Annotated in this window: 24 protein-coding genes and 1 pseudogene; 9 read left to right on the top strand and 16 right to left on the bottom strand. The window is 67.2% G+C overall.

Features of this window, described 5'->3' with window-relative positions; genetic code table 11:
* The 5 genes and pseudogenes from ACK6C6_RS16765 to ACK6C6_RS16745 all read left to right on the top strand — a co-directional run.
* Positions 1-283: pseudogene (locus tag ACK6C6_RS16765) on the top strand (IS1595 family transposase); the annotation flags it as partial.
* A gap of 376 nt (positions 284-659) precedes the next feature.
* On the top strand, positions 660-1,775 hold the full coding sequence (gene galT / locus ACK6C6_RS16760) for a galactose-1-phosphate uridylyltransferase (RefSeq protein ID WP_409268261.1): 1,116 nt from the start codon (positions 660-662) through the stop codon (positions 1,773-1,775).
* A complete protein-coding gene (locus ACK6C6_RS16755) occupies positions 1,772-2,884 on the top strand; it encodes a M24 family metallopeptidase (protein ID WP_409268259.1) in 1,113 nt (370 codons plus the stop codon). The genes galT and ACK6C6_RS16755 overlap by 4 nt, the downstream gene beginning before the upstream one ends.
* Positions 2,881-3,966, top strand: coding sequence for a galactokinase (gene galK, locus ACK6C6_RS16750; protein ID WP_409268258.1), 1,086 nt, complete (start codon positions 2,881-2,883; stop codon positions 3,964-3,966). The genes ACK6C6_RS16755 and galK overlap by 4 nt, the downstream gene beginning before the upstream one ends.
* On the top strand, positions 3,966-5,792 hold the full coding sequence (locus ACK6C6_RS16745) for a glycoside hydrolase family 2 TIM barrel-domain containing protein (RefSeq protein ID WP_209588103.1): 1,827 nt from the start codon (positions 3,966-3,968) through the stop codon (positions 5,790-5,792). Before galK ends, ACK6C6_RS16745 begins: the two co-directional genes overlap by 1 nt.
* A gap of 119 nt (positions 5,793-5,911) precedes the next feature.
* Here the strand turns inward: ACK6C6_RS16745 and ACK6C6_RS16740 are convergent, their stop codons facing one another.
* The 8 genes from ACK6C6_RS16740 to ACK6C6_RS16705 form a co-directional block, all read right to left on the bottom strand.
* The gene (locus tag ACK6C6_RS16740; RefSeq protein WP_409268257.1) at positions 5,912-6,556 is read right to left on the bottom strand and encodes a hypothetical protein; all 645 of its coding nucleotides are present in this window, start codon (positions 6,554-6,556) and stop codon (positions 5,912-5,914) included.
* Between the two features lie 163 nt (positions 6,557-6,719).
* Entirely contained in the window at positions 6,720-7,121 is a 402-nt protein-coding gene (locus ACK6C6_RS16735) for a VanZ family protein (RefSeq protein ID WP_209588105.1), read from the bottom strand.
* Between the two features lie 105 nt (positions 7,122-7,226).
* The gene (locus ACK6C6_RS16730; protein WP_209588106.1) at positions 7,227-7,541 is read right to left on the bottom strand and encodes a hypothetical protein; all 315 of its coding nucleotides are present in this window, start codon (positions 7,539-7,541) and stop codon (positions 7,227-7,229) included.
* A 586-nt stretch (positions 7,542-8,127) separates the two neighbouring features.
* The gene (locus ACK6C6_RS16725; protein WP_409268256.1) at positions 8,128-8,892 is read right to left on the bottom strand and encodes an SDR family NAD(P)-dependent oxidoreductase; all 765 of its coding nucleotides are present in this window, start codon (positions 8,890-8,892) and stop codon (positions 8,128-8,130) included.
* Between the two features lie 72 nt (positions 8,893-8,964).
* Entirely contained in the window at positions 8,965-9,510 is a 546-nt protein-coding gene (locus tag ACK6C6_RS16720) for a type II CAAX prenyl endopeptidase Rce1 family protein (RefSeq protein WP_409268254.1), read from the bottom strand.
* 78 nt (positions 9,511-9,588) lie between these two features.
* Positions 9,589-10,098: a TPM domain-containing protein gene (locus tag ACK6C6_RS16715; RefSeq protein WP_313032534.1), complete on the bottom strand. Its 510-nt coding sequence runs from the start codon at positions 10,096-10,098 to the stop codon at positions 9,589-9,591.
* Positions 10,098-10,961 (bottom strand): TPM domain-containing protein, encoded by an 864-nt coding sequence (locus ACK6C6_RS16710; RefSeq protein WP_409268252.1) that lies wholly within the window; start codon positions 10,959-10,961, stop codon positions 10,098-10,100. Before ACK6C6_RS16710 ends, ACK6C6_RS16715 begins: the two co-directional genes overlap by 1 nt.
* A 13-nt stretch (positions 10,962-10,974) precedes the next feature.
* Positions 10,975-11,586 (bottom strand): LemA family protein, encoded by a 612-nt coding sequence (locus ACK6C6_RS16705; RefSeq protein WP_027866839.1) that lies wholly within the window; start codon positions 11,584-11,586, stop codon positions 10,975-10,977.
* Positions 11,587-11,740: 154 nt separating this feature from the next.
* On the opposite strand from ACK6C6_RS16705, the gene pyrF reads away from it, so the two are divergent.
* Complete coding sequence (gene pyrF / locus ACK6C6_RS16700; RefSeq protein WP_409268251.1) at positions 11,741-12,562, top strand: orotidine-5'-phosphate decarboxylase; 822 nt, start codon at positions 11,741-11,743, stop codon at positions 12,560-12,562.
* A 15-nt stretch (positions 12,563-12,577) separates the two neighbouring features.
* Here pyrF and sbcB read toward each other — a convergent pair whose 3' ends face one another.
* Together sbcB and ACK6C6_RS16690 are read right to left on the bottom strand one after the other, a co-directional pair.
* Positions 12,578-14,026, bottom strand: a complete 1,449-nt coding sequence (gene sbcB / locus ACK6C6_RS16695; RefSeq protein WP_409268249.1) for an exodeoxyribonuclease I — start codon at positions 14,024-14,026, stop codon at positions 12,578-12,580.
* Positions 14,027-14,124: 98 nt separating this feature from the next.
* The gene (locus ACK6C6_RS16690) at positions 14,125-15,090 is read right to left on the bottom strand and encodes a GGDEF domain-containing protein (protein WP_209588113.1); all 966 of its coding nucleotides are present in this window, start codon (positions 15,088-15,090) and stop codon (positions 14,125-14,127) included.
* Between the two features lie 121 nt (positions 15,091-15,211).
* On the opposite strand from ACK6C6_RS16690, the gene ACK6C6_RS16685 reads away from it, so the two are divergent.
* The gene (locus ACK6C6_RS16685) at positions 15,212-16,018 is read left to right on the top strand and encodes a helical backbone metal receptor (RefSeq protein ID WP_209588114.1); all 807 of its coding nucleotides are present in this window, start codon (positions 15,212-15,214) and stop codon (positions 16,016-16,018) included.
* A 49-nt stretch (positions 16,019-16,067) separates the two neighbouring features.
* Here ACK6C6_RS16685 and ACK6C6_RS16680 read toward each other — a convergent pair whose 3' ends face one another.
* The 6 genes from ACK6C6_RS16680 to ACK6C6_RS16655 form a co-directional block, all read right to left on the bottom strand.
* The gene (locus ACK6C6_RS16680; protein WP_036215500.1) at positions 16,068-16,445 is read right to left on the bottom strand and encodes an HPF/RaiA family ribosome-associated protein; all 378 of its coding nucleotides are present in this window, start codon (positions 16,443-16,445) and stop codon (positions 16,068-16,070) included.
* Positions 16,446-16,561: 116 nt separating this feature from the next.
* A complete protein-coding gene (locus tag ACK6C6_RS16675; RefSeq protein WP_409268247.1) occupies positions 16,562-17,440 on the bottom strand; it encodes an alpha/beta hydrolase family esterase in 879 nt (292 codons plus the stop codon).
* Between the two features lie 75 nt (positions 17,441-17,515).
* The gene (locus ACK6C6_RS16670; RefSeq protein ID WP_409268246.1) at positions 17,516-18,742 is read right to left on the bottom strand and encodes a sensor histidine kinase; all 1,227 of its coding nucleotides are present in this window, start codon (positions 18,740-18,742) and stop codon (positions 17,516-17,518) included.
* Between the two features lie 4 nt (positions 18,743-18,746).
* Complete coding sequence (locus tag ACK6C6_RS16665) at positions 18,747-19,436, bottom strand: response regulator transcription factor (RefSeq protein ID WP_409268245.1); 690 nt, start codon at positions 19,434-19,436, stop codon at positions 18,747-18,749.
* Positions 19,433-20,692: an MFS transporter gene (locus ACK6C6_RS16660; RefSeq protein ID WP_409268244.1), complete on the bottom strand. Its 1,260-nt coding sequence runs from the start codon at positions 20,690-20,692 to the stop codon at positions 19,433-19,435. The genes ACK6C6_RS16665 and ACK6C6_RS16660 overlap by 4 nt, the downstream gene beginning before the upstream one ends.
* Before the next feature lie 70 nt (positions 20,693-20,762).
* Entirely contained in the window at positions 20,763-21,791 is a 1,029-nt protein-coding gene (locus ACK6C6_RS16655; RefSeq protein ID WP_409268243.1) for a CDP-6-deoxy-delta-3,4-glucoseen reductase, read from the bottom strand.
* Positions 21,792-21,908: 117 nt separating this feature from the next.
* On the opposite strand from ACK6C6_RS16655, the gene ACK6C6_RS16650 reads away from it, so the two are divergent.
* Complete coding sequence (locus ACK6C6_RS16650) at positions 21,909-22,829, top strand: SDR family oxidoreductase (protein ID WP_409268242.1); 921 nt, start codon at positions 21,909-21,911, stop codon at positions 22,827-22,829.
* On the top strand, positions 22,826-23,056 hold the full coding sequence (locus ACK6C6_RS16645) for a hypothetical protein (RefSeq protein WP_036215950.1): 231 nt from the start codon (positions 22,826-22,828) through the stop codon (positions 23,054-23,056). Before ACK6C6_RS16650 ends, ACK6C6_RS16645 begins: the two co-directional genes overlap by 4 nt.
* Positions 23,057-23,101: the final 45 nt, after the last annotated feature.

Raw genomic sequence — 23,101 nt, 5'->3', positions numbered from 1 at the left:
TACCGATTCCCATCCTGCCTACAAGGCGTTTGCCCGGACTGCTGCCATTTCGCACGAAGCGGTGAACCTGCGGGCCGGCGAACGGGTGCGTGGCGCCGTCCATGTCCAGAACGTGAATGCCTACCATCGGCGTTTTCGGCAGTGGCTGGCGCGCTTTAACGGGGTGGCCTCCCGCTATCTGCCCAATTATCTCGGCTGGCAGTGGGCCGTCGACGGCGGGCGAGTCCGGTCAGCCGACAAGATGCTGCGAATAGCGTTAGGTATGTTCAACACTGAACGATGACAGCGCCGGTTTTTTTTCGCCCGCTTCTAGTCGATTCCGGCATCAGGTCCGCCATCGTGTTCAGGTTGAGCTAGTAGGTCTCTGGCTTGCCAGAATGTGTAAATATTTCCAATCATTCTGTAGGATTGTACTTACAAAAGAGGGTGGCGCCGGAGGGGTAAATGCGCCTTTCCCTCGGAGCGACAGGGCAGGCTGCGAAGCCGGCTTTTCGCTCCACTGTCCCTGCCGTTGATAGCCGGAAAATGCCACGGTGCTAGAGGGAAAATGTGGCGAAAGCAGCATGATAGGATCATTGTTACAGACCGCGAGGACACCGGAGAGCCCGGTGCCGGCTCGCGCTCCTTGCTTTACGAATGCCCGACATTTTTTGGATGCCATGCACAGCAAAGATCTCAAGAAGCCGGACGGACGCAACCTGACCCTGTACAGCAACCATCCGATCCCGGAAGGTATCGTTGCGCCCAGCCCTTTTCCTGATCCCCAGCATGCCAATCCCCACCTGCGCTGGCACCCGCTGCGCGGCGAATGGGTGACCTACGCCGCCTTCCGCCAGAACCGTACCTACCAGCCGCCGCCGCAATACAACCCGCTGGCACCGATGAACGACCCGCAGCACCCCACCGAGATGCCGGCCGGCGACTACGAGATCGCGGTGTTCGACAACCGCTTCCCCTCGCTGGCGCTGGAGTCGCACGAGCCGCCCAGCGTGACGGTGCCGACCGCCCCGGCCAACGGCCACTGCGAGGTGGTGGTGTTCACCCAGGACGCGCAGGCTTCGCTGTCCTCGCTGCCGCTGTCGCGCATCGAGCTGCTGCTGTCGGTGTGGGGCGACCGCACGACGCGCATTGGCCGCCACCAGCACATCCACTACGTGCTGCCCTTCGAGAACCGCGGCGCCGAAGTCGGCGTGACCCTGCACCATCCGCACGGCCAGATCTACGCCTATCCCTTCGTGCCTTCGGTGCCGGCGCGCATGCTGGCGCAGGAGCGCGAGTACTTCCTGCAGCACGGCGCCAGCCTGCTGTGCGACATGGCGCGCGACGAAGCGGCGGACGGCAAGCGCGTGCTGTACCACGACGACTATGCGATCGCCTTCGTGCCGGCCTGCGCCCGCTATCCCTACGAGGTGTGGGTGATGCCGACCGCGCCCTGCCAGGATTTCGCCGCGCTCACGCCGCCGCAGCGCGAAAGCCTGGCGCGCGCGCTCAAGACCGTGCTGCTGAAGTTCGACACGCTGTGGAACCGTCCCTTCCCCTATCTGATGGCGTGGTACCAGGCGCCCACCGACGGCGCCGCGCATCCCGAGACCCAGTTGCACGCGCAGTTCTACCCGCCGTACCGGACCCGCGACCGCCTGAAGTACCTGGCCGGCACCGAGCTGGCAGCCGGGATGTTCGCGATGGACGTGCTGCCCGAGACCACCGCCTACGAGCTGCAGCAGGTCGACGTCAGCCTGGATGAGAGCGGTGAACTCGCGGAGGTCCGCGCATGACCCCGGTCCGGCAGCGCGCCGCCGAGGTCGCGGACAAGCTGGCGCTGTTGCGCGCCCACCTGGCCGGGGCCAAAGCCGGGGCGATCCGCCTGCGTGGCGTCGACTGGTTCGCCTGGGTGACGGCGGGCGGCTCGAGCGCCGTGCTGCAGACCACCGACGACGGCGTGGCCGAGGTGCTGGTGACGCCGGAGGAAGCCTGCATCATGACCGACGCGATCGAGGCCGAGCGCCTGCGCGCCGAGGAACTGCCCGAGGGCTTCACCTTCCACATCGAACCCTGGACCGAGCCGGAGCTGCGCGAACGCTACGTGCAGAATGCCGCGGCCGGCCGCACCATCCTGTCCGACCGCCCCGCGAACGGCGAGCAACCGCTGCCGTACGCGCTGCGCCAGCGCCGCATGGTGCTGGAGCCGAGCGAGCGTGAACGCTACCGGCTGCTCGGCCGCGAGGCCGCCGAGGCGATGAGCGAAACCCTGCGCCGCGCGCGGCCCGACTGGACCGAATTCCAGCTGGCGGGCGCGGGCGCCGAGGCGCTGTGGCGGCGCGGCATCCACCCGGCCCTGGTGCTGGCCGCCGGCGAGCGGCGCCTGCCGGCCTGGCGCCATCCGACCCCGACCGGCGAACCGCTGGGCGCGCGCGCCATGCTGGTGTTCTGCGCCCGGCGCCAAGGCCTGTACGCCAACCTGACGCGCTTCGTCAGTTTCGCGGGCGCGAATTCGGCGCCGCTGGACGAGCAGCGCGCCCTGATGGAAGTCGAGGCCACCGGCCTGGCGGCGATCGAGCCGGGCAAGTCGCTGTCGGCCGTGTACCACGCGCTCGAGGCGGCCTACAAGCACGCCGACCGTGAGGCGGCGATCCGCGAGCACCACCAGGGCGGCATCACCGGCTACCGGGCGCGCGAAGTCGTCACCGGCCCCACCACCGCGACCCTGCTGGAAGAGGGCATGGCGTTCGCATTCAACCCGAGCTTCGCGGGCCTGAAAATCGAAGACACTTTCCTGCTCGGCCCCGACGGGCTCGAGAATCTCACGTTCGACCCCGGCTGGCCGGCGGCGGACGTACATGGCCGCAAGCGGCCCCTTTGGCTGGAGGCGCAAGCATCATCATGACGAACACCGACACCTTCTTCGGCGGCGCGCCGGAGGTGAACGCGTCGGCGCCCGGACGCGTCAACCTGCTCGGCGAGCATACCGACTACAACGACGGCTTCATGCTGCCGGTGGCGACCCCGCAGCGCACCCTGGTGGCGATGAGCCGCAGCGGCGACGACCACTTTCACTTCTATTCGCCGACTTTCGACAACACCGTCACCTTCGCGCAGGGCGGCAGCGCGCCGCAGGGCTACGGCAGCTACATCGAGGGCTGCATCCGGCTAGTACAGGCGCAAGGCGTGGAAGTGCCGCCGCTGCGCGTCTATATCACCACCGACCTGCCGGTCGGCTCGGGCCTGTCCTCGTCCGCCGCGCTCGAGGTGGCCACCCTGCGGGCCATGCGGGCGCTGCTCGGCTTCGAGCTCGACGACGTCAAGCTGGCCCGCATCGCCCAGCGCGCCGAGATCGAATTCGCGCACGTGAACTGCGGGATCATGGACCAGATGGCGTCCAGCCTGGCCGACGAAACGAACATGCTGTTCATCGACGCGCGCACGCTGGAACACCGCCTGGTCAAGATGCCGCCCGACACAGAGCTGATCGTGGTCGACTCCGGGGTGGCGCGCAAGCTCGCGGCCAGCAAGTACAACGAACGGCGCGCCGAGTGCGAAGAGGCCTCGCGCAAGCTGGGCGTGCAGGCCCTGCGCGACGTCACCGACCCATCGTCCGTCGAAAGCCTGCCCTCGCCGATGCGCGAGCGGGCCCGCCACGTGGTGCAGGAAAACCTGCGCGTGCTGGAAGCGGCGGGCGGCGTGAGCGCCGAGCGTTTCGGCGAACTGATGAACGCGTCGCATGTCAGCCTGCGCGACGACTACGAAGTTTCAATCCCCGAGCTGGACGAGCTGTGCGAGCACCTGCGTGCGGCGCCCGGCGTGCTCGGGGCACGCCTCACCGGCGCCGGCTTCGGCGGCGCCTGTGTGGCGCTGTGCCGGGCAGGTCAGGCACAGCAAGCGGCCGCCGCCGCGCTGGCGGCCTACAACAAGAACGGACGACAGGGCCGGATCCTGATTCCGGTTCCGACTGACCAGAAAGGACAATAATGAATCAGTTTGAATATCCCCGTCCCCAATTGGTGCGCGACAACTGGATCAACCTCAACGGGAAATGGCGCTTCACCTTCGACGACGAGCTGCGCTATGCGAAACCGGAAGACGTTGCCGAGTGGACCCATGAAATCAACGTGCCCTTCGCGGTCGAGACCGAACTGAGCGGTATTCAGGACACCGGTTTCCATACCGCCGTCTGGTACCAGCGCGAGTTCGAGCTGGCGCCCAACGACAAGCGCACCATCCTGCACTTCGGCGCGGTCGACTACGCGGCGCGGGTGTGGGTGAACGGCCGCCTGGTGGCCGAGCACGAGGGTGGCCATACGCCTTTCCAGGCCGACATCACCGACGTCATGAATGCGGACGGCAAGCAGGTGGTGACCGTGTTCGTCGAAGACGATCCGGCCGACCTGGCCAAGCCGCGCGGCAAGCAGGACTGGCTGCTGGAGCCGCACTCGATCTGGTACCCGCGCACCACCGGCATCTGGCAGACGGTCTGGGTCGAGCAGGTCGAGGACACCTACATCGCCTCGCTGCGCTGGACCCCGATCTTCGAGACCTACGAGATCGGCTGCGAGGTGTTCGCTACCGGCCACACCCACCAGGAGCTGTTTGTCGAGGTCAAGATCTGGCACGGCGAGCAGCTGCTGGCGGACGACTACTACAAGCTGCTGCAGGGCGAGGCGAACCGCAAGATCGCGCTGTCCGACCCCGGCATCGACGATTCGCGCAACGAGATCCTCTGGAGCCCGGAGCGACCGACCCTGCTGGATGCTGAAGTGACCCTGCGTTGCGGCGACCGCGTGCTCGACCGCATCCGCTCGTACACGGCGCTGCGCTCGGTCTCGATCAACCGCGACCGCTTCATGCTCAACGGCCGTCCCTACCAGCTGCGCCTGGTGCTCGACCAGGGCTACTGGCCCGAGTCCTTCATGACGGCGCCGTCCGACCAGCACCTGAAGCGCGACGTCGAACTGGTCAAGCTGATGGGCTTCAACGGCGTGCGCAAGCACCAGAAGATCGAGGACCCGCGCTTCCTGTACTGGGCCGACAAGCTGGGCCTGCTGGTGTGGGAAGAGATGCCCTCGGCCTACCGCTTCAGCTCGCGCGCGATCACGCGCATGGTGCGCGAATGGACCGAAGCGATCCAGCGCGACTACAGCCACCCCTGCATCATCGTCTGGGTCGCGTTCAACGAATCCTGGGGCGTGCCGAACCTCACGCTCACCCAGGCGCACCGCAACGCGGTCGAGGCCTTGTACCACCTGACCCGCACGCTCGACTCGACCCGGCCGGTGATCGGTAACGACGGCTGGGAAGCCTCGGCCACCGACATCCTCGGCATCCACGACTACGACTGCGACCCGGAGAAGCTGCAGGCGCGCTACGCGGTCACGGATCCGGTGCGCACCCTGTTCGACCAGCGGCGTCCGGGCGGCCGCATCCTGACCCTGGACGGCTTCCCGCACCGCGGCCAGCCGATCGTGCTGACCGAGTTCGGCGGCATCGCCTACGATCCGACCCAGGATCCGGACGCGGACAAGACCACCTGGGGCTATTCGCGCGCACACACGGCCGAGAGCTACCTGTCGCTGTACCGCGATCTCCTGAGGGTGGTGAACGAGACCTTCATGTTCAGCGGCTTCTGCTACACGCAGTTCACCGACACCTTCCAGGAAGCCAACGGCCTGCTCAACGCGGACCGCACGCCGAAGCTGCCGCTGGAGGTGATCAGCGCCGCCACCCGCAACGTGGCGCTGCAGCGCAAGGAGGTCGAAGCGGAAGGCGACGGCATCCCTGGGGGAACCGGCATGCCGTAAGCGCACGCGCAAGCGATAGAGACGCGCACCGGTGACGGTGCGCGTTTTTTTTTCGTGTGGCGGGGGCGGTGGGAACGCTGCAGCAAGTCCGTGCCGCAGCGCGCTCGGAACGAGGCGGCTTAGCGCTGGATGACGCCGCTGGTGACGTTCACGCGGTCGCCGCTGCGGAAGTCGGGCGTGCTGGCATGGTTGACTACCTGGGTGCTGCCGTCGTCCATGCGCACCGTGACGCGGTAGCTGTTGGCGCCGCTGGCCCCGGCTGAGCCGCTCGATCCGGTACTGCCGGCCGTGCCCGAGCTGCCCGAGCTCATGCTTTCGCTCGGGACGACCTCGATAGCGAGCACCGTGCTGTTGGGTGCGGCGCTGCCGGCGGCCGAGGTGCCGGCAGCTGCCGACGAGCCGGACGAGCCGGTGCTGCCCGATGCGCCGCTACTGCCGGACTGGTCCCAGCCCGAGGAGCCGCTGGTGCCCGAGGTGCCAGAGCTGCCCGAGGTGCCGGTGCCCATGGTGCCCTGGCTGCTCGAGCTGCCGCTGCTGCCGGTGGGGTTGCCGGAGGCGTCGGTGGCGCTGCCGGAGCCGTAGCTGCTGGAGCCGCCGGTGCCGGTCGCACCGGAGGTGCCGCTCGAACCACCCGTGGTAGTGCCGCTGCTGCTGGTGCCGCTCGATGACTCGCCGCCGCCGCCGCGCATGCCGGCGCACCCGGCCAGGCCCAGCGATACAGCCAGCAAGCCCGCCAGGAGCATGCTCTGGTGTTTTTGCTTCATGGTCAACTCCTTATGGTGGATGTTCAATCGGATGCGTGACGATGCCACGTGCCACTGGAGTGAGAGGTCGGAAAGCGCGTCAGCGTTCCAGCTGACACGGATTGAGCCTGATCTGTATCAAGCTGCCCATGAGGCTGGTGGATTTTTTTTGCGGTGCGGAAGGTCAGCGTTGGCGCACGCTGCCGTGCTGCGGCACGATCACCGCCAGCAGGGTGCTGGTCAGCAGCGCTGCGCTCACATCGACCATCCAGTCGCGCACGTCGCCGCTGCGGTAGGGCAGGAAGCTCTGCACCAGCTCGTCGGCGGCGCCCATCAGGGCGATCGCCAGTAGTGCCTTTGCGGCGCGCACGGGACCGCTTCCGGTGCTGCCGAAGAACCACAGCATGGTCAGGAAAGCGTAGGTCAGGCCGTGCAGCACCACGCCGGGCGCGAATTCGCCCACTTCGGCGCGCGCCCCCGGGATCGATCCGGCAACGACGACGCCCGCGAACAGGACGAGGGCGGTCTTGATGCGGGCGGAGCGCAGGCGGGGATCGAGCAACAGGAAGGACAGGAAAGCGGGCATGACGACGAAACGCTGGCAAAAGCGAACGATATCACAGCACTTGTCTTTCCTGTCGCACCGACCGGCTCGACGCACCGGTCGCCGGCATCCCGGCGGGTTGCCTGTTCAGATCGTCAGCGCGGGGGCGCCGTTCGTATAGTGGGCGTCGAAACAGCTTTCGCAGTCGGCGCAGAAAAGGTGTGCCATGCGGACGCTGTTCTGCCGCAGCACGAGCTTGAGGTGGGTGTGCTGGCACTTGGGACAGATTTCGCGCACGCTGCCGAAAGTCAGCAGGTTCAGCGGGGCGCTGTCACCGTCGAGCTGGTCGATGACGGCCAGGGGATTCAGTTCGCTCAGCACCAGGTTGCCGTCGGTATGGTGGCGGCGGCAGGCGCTTGCTTCAGGCGGATGCGCGTAGTTCTCGGATACACGTAGATTCATAGGACAAGCTCCCATTATCGTGTTGTCTCCACAAGCCTGCGCAGCAGGAAACGCAGGGCGGGAGCTTCATCATAGCGAAATCCTGCAGGGCTTCAAGCCCAGCGGGGTGATTTTTATGATTGTGTTGCCGATGTGAAGAAAAAAATGCCCGTCAGGAACTGACGGGCACAACCCAAGATCGGGCCAAGAGACGTAAATCGGTTGGTGTGTTGCACGCTTGGTGCAGCACACCTGCTGCCATCACGCATATCGGTTGCGTGTATTGCAGGTGATTCAAAGTATACGGGTTGAATGTGACCACGCTATGACGGCGATCAAACGTGAACCGAGACGACCGAACTGTTCCGGATGTCCGTGATCTCAACAATATCGCGCAGGACGCGCCGATCGGGTGCCCAGTAACCGTAAGCGACGTACGGGCAAAAAAAAGCCCGCTAGAGGCGGGCTTAAAACTATTTTCTTGGAGGAGAATAGTGGAGACAGGTGAGATTATGCTGCGTCGCCAAATATACGTCCAATTTAGAATACGGATACCAGACATTGATATTTCGAATATCTGTTTCATCAAGATGCCGGCGCGGCGCACTTACTCGCGCACGGGTACCGTGTAGTTCAACGCCATGCGGCCACCGTCAGCGTACAGGGTCTGGCCTGTGATGTAAGAAGCGTCGTCGCTCGCCAGGAAGGCGCAGATGGCCGCGACTTCCTCGGGCTCGCCGCAGCGTCCAAGCGGCGTGCGCGACAGGATCGTGTGGCGCGCCTCCGGGCTGCCGAGTACCGCTTTCTTTGCCAGTTCGGTCAGAATCGTGCCAGGGCCGATGGCGTTGACGCGAATGCCGTGCTCGGCCAGGCTGATCGCGGCCACGCGCGTCAGCTGGTTGACGCCGCCTTTCGAGACCACATACGGCACCTGGTTCGGGATGGTCAGCTCGGCATTGACGCTGGACATATTGATGATGCAGCCCGTCTGGCGCTTCACCATCTCGCGCGCCGCCGCCTGGCTGCACAGGAACATCGATTTCAGGTTGATGCGCAGCACGCGGTCGAAGTCTTCCTCCGCCAGCTCGAGGAAGTCCGCCGCATGCGTGACGCCGGCATTGTTGACGAGGATGTCGACCTGTCCGAATGCCTCCAGGGTGGCGGCGATCATCGCATCGACATCGGCCTTCAGGCTGACGTCGGCCTGGTGGAAGCGGGCGGCTTCCCCGAGCCTGGCTGCGGCATCCTGGCCTTCGGGGCGGATGTCGACGAGCATGACGCGTGCGCCTTCCTGTACCAGGCGCGTGGCGCAGGCCAGGCCGATGCCCTGGCTGGCGCCCGTTACGATGGCTGTCTTGTTGGCTAGTCTCATGGCGGCATCCTTGCTTGTAAAGCCGTCATTGTATCCAGCCCGCGAACGGCGCCGGCGTTTTGCCGCTGCCGCCTATGTCCATTCCGGAAACAGGGGCCCGACGACGAACAGGACCGTTCCATTCTGCACGGCGTGTGCCGTCGCCGCAGCCAGGGCGGCCGGCGCGATGCCGGCCCAGCGCATGTTCACGTAGGCGCAGGCAAAGATCATCCCGCCGAAGAAGGTCGTCATCCCGTGGGCGAGCCCGCCGTTCAGGTAGTGGCCGTAGGCGAACACCAGCGCGCTCAGCAGGACACAGGCGACGGGTGGCGCGCCGAGGCGGTGCGCGGCTTCAATCGGCAGGACCTGGCCGAGCATGGTTTCAATGATGGGGGCATAGACGACGGCCGCCAGGAAGATGCCGACCGGAGTGAGCCGGGCGAGACCGGCAGCAGCGGAATGTCCCCATAGCTCCGGAGGGAACAACTGCAGCACGAGCGCGGACACGCAAAGTGCGCACAGCGTTCCCGCAACGCCCAGGCATGTACCGAGCGCGAGCGCACTGCGGTAGCGCCGACGCTCGAGGCTGGCGCGCCAGCAAGCCATTCGTGGCGGGATGGTCGTGATCCGGTGGGCCATGGGGCGCTGCATGAAGTGCGTGGGTGCCCATGATAAGGCCGCGCCGTCGCCGGCGACAGCGCGGCATCAAAAGAATGCTCAAAGCATCAGCGGCTTGTCCGGCAATTCGTTGGCGCGGCTGCCGTTGGCCGGGAAGTGCTGGCGCAGCAGCTCGTTGACCTGCCCGATGGCGGCCAGGGTCGCGTCGTGGAAGCTGCCTTGCCTGAAGCCGTCCGTCATGGTGCGGCACACCCCCTGCCAGGTAGCGCTGTCGATCTTGCGGTCGATGCCGCGGTCGGCCACGATATCCACCTTGTGCTCGGCCAGGTTGATGTAGATGAGCACACCACAATTGTCCTCGGTGTCCCACACGCCGTAGTCGGCGAACAGGGCCAGCGCGCGCTGGCGGTTGCTGACGCCGTCCCAGGCGTCGTCGAAGGGCAGGCCCTTTTCGACGATCAGCCGCACTTCGCCGCGGTGGGTCTGCTCGCCGGCAGTAATCGCCTCGCTGATCGCGCTGAGCGTGGTTTCCGGGAAGGCGCGCTTGGCCTCGCTGTCGCTGCTGCGCAGGTGGCGCCAGGCGCGTTTGATGCGTTGCTTGAATCCCATTACCAGTCTCCCGAGGCGCCGCCGCCGTCGAAGCTGCCCCCGCCGCCGGAAAATCCGCCGCCACCGAATCCGCCTCCGCCGCCGCCGAAGCCGCCGCCGCGTCCCATGCCGCTCATGATGTTACCGAGGATGATGCCGGTCGCGACATCGCCCAGGCCGCTGCTGCGGCGGTGGCCCCAGTGGTGCGGGGAGAGCCGGCTGCGGCGCGGCCGGAAGATCGAACGCAGCACGAAAAAGCCGATCAGCAGAGGAATGATGCCGAACAGCGAAAACCCGGCGCCGCTGTCGACCTGCACTTGACGCTGTGGCGCCGGCTGCGGGTTTTGTTGTTGCGGGGCAGGAAAGCTTTCCTTGTTCAGCAGCGTCGCGATGGCGCCGACGCCGGCCACCAGGCCTTCGTGATAATGGTTCTGGCGGAAGTGCGGCGCGATCACGTCTTGCAGGATGCGTTTCGACTGGGCGTCCGTCAGCACGCCCTGCACGCCGCGCCCGGCCTCGATGCGCAGCCGGCGCAGCGAACTCGGGTTATCGCGCGCCACCATCAGGAGCACGCCGTCGTCGATGCCCTTGCGGCCCAGCTTCCAGGCGTCGGTGACGCGGATGCTGAACTGCTCGATCGCTTCGGGTTCAGTCGATTTGACCAGCAGCACCGCGATCTGGCTTCCGGTGCGCGCCTCGTAGTCGGCCAGTACCGCCGTGAGCCGCTCGCGCTGGCTGGCGTCGAGCATGCCGGCTTCGTCGACCACGCGCCCGCTCAGCGCGGGCACCGGCTTGAGCTGGGCGAAGGCGGGTGCTGCAAGCACAAAGGCCAGCAGCAGGGCCCACAGGCAACGAAGGAAACCGGCTCCGGTCGGCGCGTGCATCGCTGTGTGCCGCTTATTTACCAAAATCGACCGTCGGCGCCGTCGAGATCGCTTTTTCGTTCTCGACCGTGAACGAGGGCTTGGTCTCGTAGCCGAACACCATCGCCGTCAGGTTGGTCGGGAACTTGCGCACGGTGACGTTATAGTCCTGCACCGAGGCGATGTAGCGCTGGCGTGCGACCGTGATGCGGTTTTCGGTGCCTTCCAGCTGCGACTGCAGGTCGCGAAAACTCGTGTCGGCCTTCAGGTCCGGATATTTCTCGGCCACGACCATCAGGCGCGACAGCGCGCCGGACAGCTCGCCCTGCACCTGCTGGAATTTGTTGAACGCGGCCGGGTCGTTCAAGACCTCCGGCGTGATCTGGAAGCTGGTCGCGGCGGCACGGGCCCGGGTCACGGCCTCGAGCGTCTCGCGCTCGTGCGAGGCATAGCCCTTGACCGTGTTGACCAGGTTCGGGATCAGGTCGGCGCGGCGCTGGTACTGGTTGACCACCTCGCCCCAGGCGGCGATGGTTGCCTCGTCCTTGGTCTGGAACTCGTTGTAGCCGCAGCCGGACAGCAGTGTACCGGTCAGGACGGCCACGGCCAGGGTTCGGGTCCAGCGCGAGAAGAGGGTAGATGTCATGTTCGTTCCATGGCTATTGTCGAATGGTCAAAATATACATGATGTAAAGATATTTTGGCGCATCGTCCGGGGTTGAACCCGGGCTGCATCCGTCCAGCGCCACGGCTGGCGGTACAATATTGGGTTCGCAATCACTGACAAACAAGAGGCCCGGATGACTTTCATCGACAAACTTTCCGCAGCATGGACCCGCAACAATTCCCTGCTGTGCGTCGGGCTCGACCCGGACCTGGCGCGTTTCCCCGCGCACCTGCAAGGCCAGCCGGACGGCATCGTCCAGTTCTGCAAGGCGATCATCGACGCGACCGCCGACCTGGCCTGCGCCTTCAAGCCGCAGATCGCCTACTTCGCGGCGCTGGGCGCCGAAGCACAGCTGGAGGAAATCTGCCGCTACCTGCGCGAGCGCTACCCGCACATTCCGCTGGTGCTGGATGCCAAGCGCGGCGACATCGGCGCCACCGCGCACCAGTACGCGCGCGAAGCCTTCGAGCGCTACGGCGCCGACGCGGTCACGGTCAGCCCCTACATGGGCTTCGACTCGGTCGAGCCCTACCTGGAGTGGGCCGACCGCGGCGTGATCGTGCTGTGCCGCACCTCGAATGCGGGCGGCTCGGACCTGCAGTTCCTGGACGTGGGCGGACGCCCGCTGTACCAGCACGTGGCCCAGCTGGTGGCCGAGAAGTGGAACCGCAACGGCCAGCTGGCGCTGGTGGTGGGGGCGACTTTCCCGGAAGAAATCGCGCAGGTGCGCAAGCTGGTGGGCGACATGCCGCTCCTGATCCCGGGCGTGGGCGCGCAGGGTGGAGACGTGGAAGCGACCGTGCAGGCCGGGCGTACGGCGAACGGCACCGGGATGATGATCAATTCCTCGCGCGCGATCCTGTATGCGGCGCCGCAGGCGGGCGAAGATTTCGCCGCCGCGGCAAGGCGGGTGGCCACGGAGACGCGCGACGCGATCAATGCGGCGCGGGGGTAAGGAGGCGCCCCAGCCTCAATACCTGCTCGGCGCAATCGTCTCCGCATAGTCGTACAAGGCGCCGAGGATCTCCTCCGCGCGCTCGTCCGCATTCTCGGACAGCGCATCGATCTCCATGAACAGCTGGTCGACGGTGCGCGCCCCCGCAGCGCCCTCGAACAGCCGTGCCGCCCGGTGCGCCTCCCACAGTTCCCGCTCGTCTGCCGACAGGGTGTCGGGGAAGTTGCGCGCGCGGTAGCGGAAGAACAGCTCGCCCAGGCGCTCGTCCTCGAACGAGGGCCGCATGCCGGCCAGCGCCTGCGGCTTTTCGTGGCGCAGCGACTCCAGCTTGCGGCGGTCGCCGTTGCCGACAAAACCGCCGTACAAGTCCTCGTCGACGTCCACCACGCCGCCCGCGGCCGGCTTCTTGAACACCTCGGCCCAGACCGCGCTCATGTTGCGTCCGCCCGCAGCCAGCGCCGCATGGGCGCGCGCCTGCTCGACGTCGATGTTCCAGCGCGCCGCCATGGCGGGTTGCAGGGTCTTGAGGTTCCCGACCAGCATCGGTGACTTGTTCAGGTGCACGCTCTTGATCGGCAGGCGCGTCATCCCTTCCGGCATCTCGGCGCTGCGGGTGAACAGGCGGGTGCGGATCGTCTCGACGTCGAGCTCGAACAGCTCGGACGGGTCGTGGCGGCAATCCCAGACCAGGATCTCGTTCTTGTTGGTCGGGTGCTGGGCCAGCGGCCAGACCAGGCCCAGGCAGCCGTGCTCGACCGGGAACATGCCGGACACGTGCAGGAAGGGCTGGCGCTGGCCCGGGTCGAGGTGCAGGCCCATCTCGGCGGCCACCCGCTCCTTGCGGCGCAGTTCCAGGCAGAAGTCGAACAGCTTGGGCTGCTTCGAGCGGATGAGGCGGGCGAGGGCAATGGTGGCGCGCACGTCCGACAGCGCGTCGTGGGCCGCATCGTGGACCAGGCCGTTGGCTTTGCTCAGGTCTTCCAGGCGGAAGCTCGGCTTGCCGTCTTCCTTGCTCGGCCACTCGATGCCGTCCGGGCGCAATGCGTAGGTCATGCGCACCACGTCCAGTAGGTCCCAGCGGCCGCAGCCGTTTTGCCACTCGCGCGCGTATGGGTCGATCAGGTTGCGCCAGAACAGGTGACGCGTGACTTCGTCGTCGAAACGGATCGTGTTGTAGCCGACGCCGATGGTGCCGGGCTCGCTGAAGGCCGCCTCGATGGTCTGGGCGAACTCGTGTTCCGGCACGCCATGTTCCAGGCAATGCTGCGGGGTGATGCCGGTGATCAGGCAGGATTGCGGGTCGGGCAGGAAGTCCGGCGCCGGCTGGCAGTACAGCATGATCGGCTCGCCGATCTCGTTCAGCTCGGCATCGGTGCGGATGGCGGCGAACTGGGCCGGGCGGTCGCGGCGCGGGGTCGCGCCGAAGGTTTCATAGTCGTGCCAGAGGAAGGTATGCGTGCTCATCTATTGCTCAGGTATTGTTCTTGTGTCGCCGTTGGGGCGGGCAGGCGCCATGGTGGCACAGAATCGGCGCGGCGTCAGCCAAAGGGCTGGAAGCGTGACTAGATGCTGACGCGGTCGCGGCCTGCCTGCTTGGCACGATACAAGGCCGCGTCGGCCGCCGCCATCAGGTCCTGCTCGTCGCCGCCCGGCGCCAGGCTGGCCACGCCGAACGATCCGGTGACGTGGGGCAGCGGCAGGCGCATGTCGGGGAAGACCAGGGTCGTGCGCAGGCGCTCGGCCAGGCGTTCGGCCACCATCTCGGCCAGGGCGGTCGGGGTGTCCGGCAATACCGCCATCAGTTCCTCGCCGCCGTAGCGCACCGCGAAGTCCGAAGGCCGCAGCGACTCGCGGATCACGCCGGCGGCGCTCGACAAGGCGGCGTCGCCCGCCAGGTGGCCGTGGGTGTCGTTGAAGCGCTTGAAGTGGTCGAGGTCGATCATGATGACCGACAGCGGGCTGCCGTCCTGGCGCGCGCGCATCGCCAGCTTGGGCAGCATCTCGGCCAGCCAGGCGCGGTTGTACAGGCCGGTCAGGCCGTCGTTGAGCGAGAGCTGGCGGTAGAACTCGCCCAGTTTCTGGCGCCGCTTGAGCTGGGCGTTGGCCGCCCGCACGCGGAAGGACAGCAGGCGCAGCAGGTTGCGCGCGAGGACGTTGGAACGGTCGATCAGCTGCCACACCAGTTCCGGCTCGATGACCAGGAGCTCGCAGTCTTCCAGTGCGGTCATCGCGGCCAGGTTCACGGCGTCGTCCAGCACGGCCTGCTCGCCCACGCTTTCGCCCGGCAGCACGCGCGTGGTGCCGCTGTCCTCGCTGCCGCTATGGGCGTCCGGCGCCACCTCCAGCGAGCCCGACAGCACGATGTACAGGCGGGCGCGCAGTCCGTCCTCGACCCGGCGGCCGGCCGCCACCCGGATCACCGCGCACGGGGCGAGCGCCGCCGCGACGACCGGATCGTCGGCGTCGCGGAACAGCTGCAGGTCGCGCGTGGTATAGGGGGAAGCACCGAAGGTGCCGATCGGGTCCAAGGCTTGCTCGAGCGGGAAAAAGAAACTGGAGGTTAATGTCATTACCTTACGGCATGATAACTCATTGCAACTGCTGCGCGCGGGCTGGCGTTCCAGAAACAACAGTGGTCAAATGGCGGCCATGACAGATCCTGCCCACCTGGTCGACGCGCTCGGCCACCAACACCACCCCGCACCCGGCGCCCGCATCGTGTCGCTGGTGCCTTCGATTACCGAACTCCTGTGCGAACTCGGCCTGGCGGGACAACTGGTCGGCCGTACCGGCTTCTGCATTCATCCGCGCGAGGCGGTGGAGGCGATCCCGAAGGTCGGCGGCACCAAGGACGTGAACATCGAGAAGATCCGCAAGCTGGCGCCGACCCACCTGGTGGTCAACATCGACGAAAACGAAAAGCCGACGGTGGAGGAACTGGCGAAGTTCGTGCCGCACGTCGTCGTCACCCATCCGGTGGTCCCAGGCGACAACCTGGCGCTGGCGCGCCTGATGGGCGGCATCTTCGGTGCGCAAGCAGCAGCTGAACGCTGGTGCGAAGCCTTCGAGCAGGAATACGCGGCCTTGCGCGCATTGCCTTCGGCGCCGCCGCGCACCGTGCTGTACTGTATCTGGCAGGACCCGTGGATGAGCGTGTCGAAAGACACGTATATCGCCGCCATGCTGGCCGAGCTGGGCTGGACGGTGCCGGATCTGGGGGAGGCGCGCTACCCGCGCTTCGAGTGGTCGGCGCAGCTGGTGGACGGGCTCGACGCCGTGCTGCTGTCCACCGAGCCCTACCGGTTTACCGAGGCGCATGCGGACGCGCTCGAGAAGCAGCTCGGCATCCCGGTGTTCCTGGTCGATGGGGAAATGATGTCGTGGTACGGCAGCCGCGCGCTGGCCGGCCTGCGCTACTTGCGCGAACTGCGGGCGATGATGGAAGGCGCGGCTTGAATGGAAACGACAAGCGCACGCCCAGGAGCAGGGCGCGCGCTCGCACCGCTTACGAATCGGTCAGGTGCTTGTCCGCGAGGGCGTCGACTGCCGGGGCAGCGTGGCCGTGGCGGTCCTTGTCCTGCAGGCGGCCCAGGGCGCTGTCGAGGGCGCGCGCCAGCTTGCCGCCGGCGTTCTTGATCGACTGGCGCAGGTCGTCGGAATGCTCGTGGACCACGATCGGCTGGTAGCCGCGCACGCGTGCTTCCATCATGCACGAGTTGCCGCCGTCGGCGCCTTTCTGCCGGTTCTCGTTGCTCAGGTGTACTTCGACGCTGGTGATGTGGTCGCCGAAACGGTCGATCGAGCTGCGGACGACCGATTCCACGTGTTCGTCCAGGCCCTGGTGGTTGGTAATGGTGCGGTCGGTATTGACATTGATTTGCATACGATTGCTCCTGTTGTCATAACGGCTTGATCTTACCCGCGGCCGCGTTTTGGCCGCGTCCTGTTACGACAGGTGGGGCCGGTCCGGCAAGTTGCAAGGCCGACCACATTCGAAGCTCAGCGGCGGTGCTTGACGAAGAATTGCCAGATGAGCTCGTTCGCATCGACGTCGCGCGTGGTCTTGCCGATTGGCAAACCAACATTAAAGGCATCGGCGCCGGGCCAGGTATGGCCGCCGTCCTTCACCGTCACCAGGGCGACGCGGACGTCCGCGCTGCCCTGTTCGCGGTAGCCGACCTCGGTCCCGTCACCGGCGTCGCCATTGAAGCTGCGCAGCTGTTCGGGCACTGCTTCGAGACCGTTGCGCCTGGTCCAGTAACGATGGCTGTCCATGGCCGACAGGTAGCCGCTCGCCTTGCCGTCGTAGGCCACGACCTGGTCGGCCGTGCCGTGGATCAGCATCACGCCGACCTTGCCCGGCCTGGTATGGTGCTGGACCACCGGTTCCGGCATCGGTCCGCCCACCGAGGCCACCGCGGCGAATACATGCGGCAGCTCGGCCGCCAGGCGCAGGGCAAAGAAGCCGCCGCGCGACAGTCCGGTCGCATACACCCGCGACGTGTCGACACGGTAGTCCTTCTTGAGTTTCTCGAGCAGGGCCTCGGTGAAGCCGACATCGTCGCTGCCGCCCAGGTAGGGCATGTCGAAGCCGACGTTCCAGTCGTGCTTGATGCCCAGCGGGTAGACCACGATGAAGCGGTGGCGGTCGGCGGCCCGGTTCATGCCGGTGTAGAGCATCTGCTCGGCCATCGTCATGCCGCTGCCGTGGAAGTTGAACACGACCGGGTAGGACTGCTGCGCGTCGCTATGGTACGAAGCAGGCGTGTAGACGATGTAGCGGCGTTTTTCCTCCTTGTAGACCAGCGTGCTCCTCTGGGCGAAGGCGCTGCTGCAGATGCTGGACAGGACCAGCAGGGCGATCAGGATTTTTTTCATTGGATGCTCCCGAGTGAATGGAGCACCCAGCCTGAGGGGGAGGCGGTGAAATCGCGGTGAAATCCGCCGGCTTTTTCAGCGAGCGGGCGGCAGGGCGATCTCGACCCGGTAGCTGTTTGCCCCCGGCTGGAACGCGATCTCCCAGCCCATGCCGTGAGCCACCCGCCCCAGGAGGTTTTGGCCGTGCGCGAAACCCTGCACCCGGCCGGCCTGCGCCGCATCCAGGGTATTGGCGATGAGCAGACGCCCGTCGTCGTAGCCGATGGCAAGCCGGGTCTGCGGCCCGCCATGGAACAGCGCATTGCCCACGCAGTTGGTGACGAGCAGCTGGGCGAGCTGCGGGTTGCCCAGGACCTGCAGCCGCTCCGGCAGCGTGAGCGTCAGGCGCTCGTCGTCCCAGGCATCGGCTCCGGGAATGCGCAGCAGCGCCGCCTCGATGCAGGCGCGCAGGTCGAAGGTCTCCAGCCCTACGTGTTCGGCCCGCGCCAGCGCGAACAGCACGTCGATGGTGGCGCGCAGTTCGTCCACGCCGGCCTGGAGCTGCCCGAGCTCCTCGCGGCCCAGCGGCCGCGTGCTGGCGAGCGCCAGGGTGTTGTTCATGACGGTGAGGGGCGTGCGCAGCTCGTGCCCGACGTCGCGCGTGAAATCGTGCTCGCGGCGCAGGGCCGCCTGCAGCGCGCTGAAACTGGTCGCCAGGCGCTCCGCGAGGATGCCGATCTCGTCCGGCCGTCCGCGCGCGCTGAAGCCCGCCGTGCCGCCGGGACGCAGGGCCTGCGCCTCGTGCGCCAGTATCTGCAGCGGCTGTACCAGGCGCCGCGCCAGCAGCCAGGCCAGCAGCAGGGCCAGCGCGATCAGCGCCGCGGCAAGGAAGATCAGCACCCCGCCCACGTCCTGCACCACCTTCGACACCACCAGCACGGGAGCGACGTCGGCCAGCAGGTAGATGCGCCTGGCGCCGCCGGCCCCGTCGGGCAGTTCGCGTACCATCAGGTGGTAATGCTGGCCGGTGCGCGTGAACACCTCGGCGCGCAGGTCGCCGGGCGGGACGGCCGCGCGCACCACGGCCGGCAGCGTAGCGCGGCTGGTGTGGACGCTCACCAGGTCGCTGGCGGGGCGGGGCAGGCCGCCGTGACGGGCGGCCTGCGCTTCGATGGCGGCCGCTTCGCGCTCCAGCAGCCGCTCCACCAGCATGTCCTCGGTGACGTAGGCGATCACCACCGCCAGCCCGGTGTAGCACAGGCAGATCAGGACGGTGAAGCCCGCCAGGGCGGCGAACAGGCTGCGGCGGATCGACCTGGGCATGGTGCTAGGCCTCCAGGTCGAGCCGGTAGCCGAGCTGCAGGATGGTGGCGAGCAGCCTGCGCCCGGAGGCCGCTTCCAGCGTCTTGCGCAAGGTGTAGATGTGCGACTTGAGCGCATCGCTGTCGGGCGGATTCGCGCCCCACAGGTGCTGGACCAGGGCCGAGCGCGAGACCGGATGCGGATGCTCCCTGCACAGCAGCTGCAGGATGCTGAAGCCGGCCTGGGTCAGGACCAGGGGGCGGTCCTCGTAGAGCGCGCGCTTTTCCCGCGCCAGCAGGGTCAGCGGGCCGACCCGCATTTCCTGCTGCTGGTGCAGCGTCCCGCGGCGCGCCAGCGCTTCGCAACGCAGGGCCACCTCGCGCAGGTCGAAGGGCTTGGCCAGGTAGTCGTCGGCGCCTTCGCGGAAGCCCTGCGCCTTGTCCTCGAAGGCGTCGCGTGCGGTCAGCATCAGGACCGGCACGTTGCTGGGGGCATGCGCCTTGATCTCGCGGCAGACCTGCAGGCCGTCCATGTCGGGCAGGTTGAGGTCGAGCAGCACCACGTCGTAGCGATGCTCGGTGGCCAGCCGGACGGCCAGGGCGCCGCTGCCGGCATGGTCAAGCTGCCAGCCCAGTCCCTCGAGAAAATCGACCAGCTGGCGGGCGATGGTCGGATGGTCTTCGACCACCAGCACGCTCAGCACCGGGCGGTTCATGCGCGCTGCCTTTCGCTGTTATCTTCCTGATGGTGCGGGAAACGATCCATCCGCGACAGCACCGGGAACAGCAGCGCCCACAGGCCGGTGACGGCAAGGGTGGCGGCGCCACCCAGCAGGATCGCGCGCACCAGGCCGAGCCAGCCGGCGGTGACGCCCGATTCGAATTCGCCCAGCTCGTTGGAGGCGCCGATGAACACGGAATTGACCGCGCTGACGCGCCCGCGGATGTCGTCCGGGGTTTCGTACTGCACCAGGAGGTGGCGGATGTAGACGCTCACCATGTCGCCGGCGCCGAGGAGGAACAGGGCGCCCAGGGCTACGGGGAAGCTGCTGGTGAAGCCCATCACCAGCGTGGACAGGCCGAACACGGCGACGCCGCCGAACATCCACAGGCCGACGCGGCGCGTGATCGGGAAGAAGGCCAGCGCGATCGAGCACAGGGCCGCCCCCAGTCCCGGGGCGCTGCGCAGCCAGCCGAGGGCGGTGGGGCCGGCATGCAGCACGTCGTGGGCATAGGCGGGCAGCAGGGCGGTGGCGCCGCCGAACAGCACCGCGAACAGGTCGAGCGAAATCGCGCCCAGCACGATCGGGCGCGACCACACGAAGCGCAGGCCTTCCATCAGCGAATGCCAGCTCACCGGGCCCTGGCTGCGCGCCTGTCGGGTCGCGCGGGTGCGCGACATGCACAGCACCGCAATGCTCAAGAGGCTGGCCGAGATCACGTGCACGGTCATCGGACCGAAGGCGTACAGCAGGCCGCCGATGACCGGCCCGGCGATCACGGCCACGTGGAAGGTCGAGGAGCTCAGGGCCACGGCCTGGCTGAAGTCCTGGTCGGGCACCAGGTTCTTCAGCACCGCCTGCGAGGCCGGCATCATGAAGGCGCGCGCGGAGCCGAACAGCACCAGGATCGCGAACACCGGCCAGACGATGGTGCTGCCGCTCGCCGTGAAGCTCACCAGGAGCAGGCTGCACAGCAGCTGCGTGGCCATGCACAGCAGGACGATGTTGCGGCGGTTGTGGCGGTCGGCCACGTGGCCGGCCCACAGGATCAGCACCAGGAAGGGCGCGAACTGCGCCAGGCCGATCAGGCCCAGGTCGAACAGGCTGCCGGTGATCTGGTAGACCTGCCAGCCGATGGCGACGCTCTGCATCTGCACCGCGAGGGTGCCGAGGAAGCGGCTGGAAAGGTAGAAGGCGAGGTTACGGTTGCGCAGGACGGCCAGGCCGCTGGAAGGGGACAGCAGGGACATGAAGGGCTTTCGGGACAATGCTTGGGCTCGTTAACCCTGCATTGTGCCCGAATTGCGCCCTTGCCGTGCCTTAGGCTTGCGCCAGGTCCGCCTCGCTGGTGAAGGCGTCGGCGAAGAACTCGTCTTCCGGCAGTCCGCACTGCGCCACGTAGTCGCGCCGCGCCGATTCCACCATGATCGGGGCGCCGCAGGCATAGACCTGGTGGCCGGAGAGGTCCGGGAGGTCCTGCATCACGGCCGCGTGCACATAGCCGGTGCGGCCCTGCCAGGCGTCTTCCGGCAGCGCGTCCGAGATCACCGGGACGTACTGGAAGTCCGGCAGCGTGGTTTCCCATGCGCGGCACAGCTCGTCCATGTACAGGTCCTGGGGACGGCGGCCGCCCCAGTACAGGCGCACGGGGCGCGTCGACTTCAGGTGCATCAGGTGCTCGACCAGCGCCTTGACGGGCGCGAAGCCGGTGCCGGAAGCCAGCAGCACGATCGGCTTGTCGGATTCTTCGCGCAGGAAGAAGGTGCCGAGCGGGCCTTCGAAGCGCAGGATGTCGCGCTCCTTCATGGCGCCGAAGACGTGATCGGTGAACAGGCCGCCTACTAGGTGTCGGATGTGCAGCTCGAGCGGGCCGCTGAACGAGGGCGCGCAGGCGATGCTGTAGGCGCGGCGCTTGCCGTCCTTGAGCAGGAATTCAATGTACTGGCCGGCGCGGTAGGCCAGCGCTTCGTTGGCCGGCAGCTGCAGCGTGACGATGGCGACGTCCGGCGCGGCCCGCTTGACGCCCGCGATCCGGGTCGGCATCTTGCGCACCGGGTACTCCGAGCTGCCGCCGACTTCGCGCGCTTCGATGACCAGGTTCTGCTGCGGCACCGCGCAGCAGAACAGCGACATGCCCTGGGTCTTCTCGATGTCGCTCAGGGCGCGCTGCTGGTGCGGCTTGTGGGTCAGCTCACCATCGAGGACCTTGCCCTTGCAGGAACCGCAGGCGCCGTTCTTGCAGCCATAGGGCAGGCCGATGCCGGCGCGGATCGCGGCGGAGAGGACGGTTTCGTCGGCTTCGCAGGTGAACTGGTGGCCGCTGGGCTGGACGGTGATCTGGAAAGTCATGCAGGGTCTGAATGCCGATTGTGAATGGCCGGTATTCTACACCGGGGCCAGCGGGGCCGGGAAACGCCAGGACGGCGCTGTGCTAGAGTGACGGGCTTCCCAATCCGCACCCTCGCCATGACCCAGCCTTCCGCTTTCCTCCGTCCGCGCCTGCTCATCGTCGGCTGCGGCGACGTCGGCATGCGCCTGCTGCCCCTGCTTGTGGGTCGCTTCCGGGTGTTCGCCCTGACCAGCCAGCGCGAGCGCTGCGCCGAACTGCGGGGCGCGGGCGCGGTGCCCATCGTCGCCGACCTGGACCAGCCCGATACCCTACGCCGCCTGCGCGGACTGGCCGACTGGGTCGTGCATTTGGCGCCACCCCAGCCGCAAGGAGCGCTCGACCGCCGCACCCGCCACCTGGTGGCGGCGCTGGGCAAGGCGGCGCGCCTGGTGTACGTGAGCACCAGCGGCGTCTATGGCGACTGCGGCGGCGAGCTGGTGCACGAGACGCGTCCGGTGGCGCCGCGCAATGCCCGTGCGCAGCGGCGCGTCGATGCCGAGCGGGTGCTGCGCGCCTGGGCGCTGGCGCGCGGCGCGCGGCTGGCCATCCTGCGCGTGCCCGGCATCTATGCCGCCGGGCGGCTCCCGCTCAAGCGGCTGGAACAGGGCACCCCGGCCCTGCGGCCGGAAGACGACGTGTACACCAACCACATCCATGCCGACGACCTGGCGCGCATCGTCCTGCTGGCGCTGTTCCGCGCGCGCGGCGCGGGCCGGGTGGTGCACGCGGTGGACGACACGCGCATGAAGATGGGCGACTATTTCGACGCCGTGGCCGATGCCTTTGGCCTGGCGCGTCCGCCGCGCCTGCCGCGCGCCGAGCTGCAGGCGGTGGTCACGCCGACGCTGCTCTCCTTCATGTCCGAATCGCGCCGCCTGGACAGTACGCGCCTGAAGCGCGAGCTGCGCGTGCGGCTGCGCCATCCGGACGTGCCGGCGGCGCTGGCGCAACTTGCCGCGGCTCCCGTACAATCGGGCACCCAAGGAGAACCAGCATGACCTATGAAGAATACCTCGACGAAGTGACCACCCTGATCGTCGAAAAATACGGGATCGCGGACGCCGCCGCGATCAAGATCGTCGTCGACGCGCAGGACAAGGAATTTTTCGTCGCCCACGACGACAAGCCCGAGATGCGCACCGTCGAGCGTGCGCATGCCGACGCCCGGACCCTGTACCAGGCCAGCGGCCTGGCAAAGAAGGCCGCCCCCGGCAAGAAGAAGTAAATCCTTCCGCCGCCCTGCGCCCGGGGCAGCAATCTCCCTCTCCAC

It is taken from the genome of Massilia sp. BHUDP2 (assembly GCF_046236355.1).
GTDB lineage: Bacteria > Pseudomonadota > Gammaproteobacteria > Burkholderiales > Burkholderiaceae_D > Telluria > Telluria varians.
Note: the sequence above shows the minus strand (reverse complement) of the source record. Positions and strands in the feature narration are given on the sequence as shown.

What these genes read in the sequence shown, in the direction of transcription:
- galT (WP_409268261.1), top strand. Translation starts at nt 660, where the DNA reads ATGCACAGCAAAGATCTCAAGAAGCCGGACGGACGCAACCTGACCCTG.
- ACK6C6_RS16755 (WP_409268259.1), top strand. Translation starts at nt 1,772, where the DNA reads ATGACCCCGGTCCGGCAGCGCGCCGCCGAGGTCGCGGACAAGCTGGCG.
- galK (WP_409268258.1), top strand. Translation starts at nt 2,881, where the DNA reads ATGACGAACACCGACACCTTCTTCGGCGGCGCGCCGGAGGTGAACGCG.
- ACK6C6_RS16745 (WP_209588103.1), top strand. Translation starts at nt 3,966, where the DNA reads ATGAATCAGTTTGAATATCCCCGTCCCCAATTGGTGCGCGACAACTGG.
- ACK6C6_RS16740 (WP_409268257.1), bottom strand. Translation starts at nt 6,556, where the DNA reads ATGAAGCAAAAACACCAGAGCATGCTCCTGGCGGGCTTGCTGGCTGTA.
- ACK6C6_RS16735 (WP_209588105.1), bottom strand. Translation starts at nt 7,121, where the DNA reads ATGCCCGCTTTCCTGTCCTTCCTGTTGCTCGATCCCCGCCTGCGCTCC.
- ACK6C6_RS16730 (WP_209588106.1), bottom strand. Translation starts at nt 7,541, where the DNA reads ATGAATCTACGTGTATCCGAGAACTACGCGCATCCGCCTGAAGCAAGC.
- ACK6C6_RS16725 (WP_409268256.1), bottom strand. Translation starts at nt 8,892, where the DNA reads ATGAGACTAGCCAACAAGACAGCCATCGTAACGGGCGCCAGCCAGGGC.
- ACK6C6_RS16720 (WP_409268254.1), bottom strand. Translation starts at nt 9,510, where the DNA reads ATGGCCCACCGGATCACGACCATCCCGCCACGAATGGCTTGCTGGCGC.
- ACK6C6_RS16715 (WP_313032534.1), bottom strand. Translation starts at nt 10,098, where the DNA reads ATGGGATTCAAGCAACGCATCAAACGCGCCTGGCGCCACCTGCGCAGC.
- ACK6C6_RS16710 (WP_409268252.1), bottom strand. Translation starts at nt 10,961, where the DNA reads ATGCACGCGCCGACCGGAGCCGGTTTCCTTCGTTGCCTGTGGGCCCTG.
- ACK6C6_RS16705 (WP_027866839.1), bottom strand. Translation starts at nt 11,586, where the DNA reads ATGACATCTACCCTCTTCTCGCGCTGGACCCGAACCCTGGCCGTGGCC.
- pyrF (WP_409268251.1), top strand. Translation starts at nt 11,741, where the DNA reads ATGACTTTCATCGACAAACTTTCCGCAGCATGGACCCGCAACAATTCC.
- sbcB (WP_409268249.1), bottom strand. Translation starts at nt 14,026, where the DNA reads ATGAGCACGCATACCTTCCTCTGGCACGACTATGAAACCTTCGGCGCG.
- ACK6C6_RS16685 (WP_209588114.1), top strand. Translation starts at nt 15,212, where the DNA reads ATGACAGATCCTGCCCACCTGGTCGACGCGCTCGGCCACCAACACCAC.
- ACK6C6_RS16680 (WP_036215500.1), bottom strand. Translation starts at nt 16,445, where the DNA reads ATGCAAATCAATGTCAATACCGACCGCACCATTACCAACCACCAGGGC.
- ACK6C6_RS16675 (WP_409268247.1), bottom strand. Translation starts at nt 17,440, where the DNA reads ATGAAAAAAATCCTGATCGCCCTGCTGGTCCTGTCCAGCATCTGCAGC.
- ACK6C6_RS16670 (WP_409268246.1), bottom strand. Translation starts at nt 18,742, where the DNA reads ATGCCCAGGTCGATCCGCCGCAGCCTGTTCGCCGCCCTGGCGGGCTTC.
- ACK6C6_RS16665 (WP_409268245.1), bottom strand. Translation starts at nt 19,436, where the DNA reads ATGAACCGCCCGGTGCTGAGCGTGCTGGTGGTCGAAGACCATCCGACC.
- ACK6C6_RS16660 (WP_409268244.1), bottom strand. Translation starts at nt 20,692, where the DNA reads ATGTCCCTGCTGTCCCCTTCCAGCGGCCTGGCCGTCCTGCGCAACCGT.
- ACK6C6_RS16655 (WP_409268243.1), bottom strand. Translation starts at nt 21,791, where the DNA reads ATGACTTTCCAGATCACCGTCCAGCCCAGCGGCCACCAGTTCACCTGC.
- ACK6C6_RS16650 (WP_409268242.1), top strand. Translation starts at nt 21,909, where the DNA reads ATGACCCAGCCTTCCGCTTTCCTCCGTCCGCGCCTGCTCATCGTCGGC.
- ACK6C6_RS16645 (WP_036215950.1), top strand. Translation starts at nt 22,826, where the DNA reads ATGACCTATGAAGAATACCTCGACGAAGTGACCACCCTGATCGTCGAA.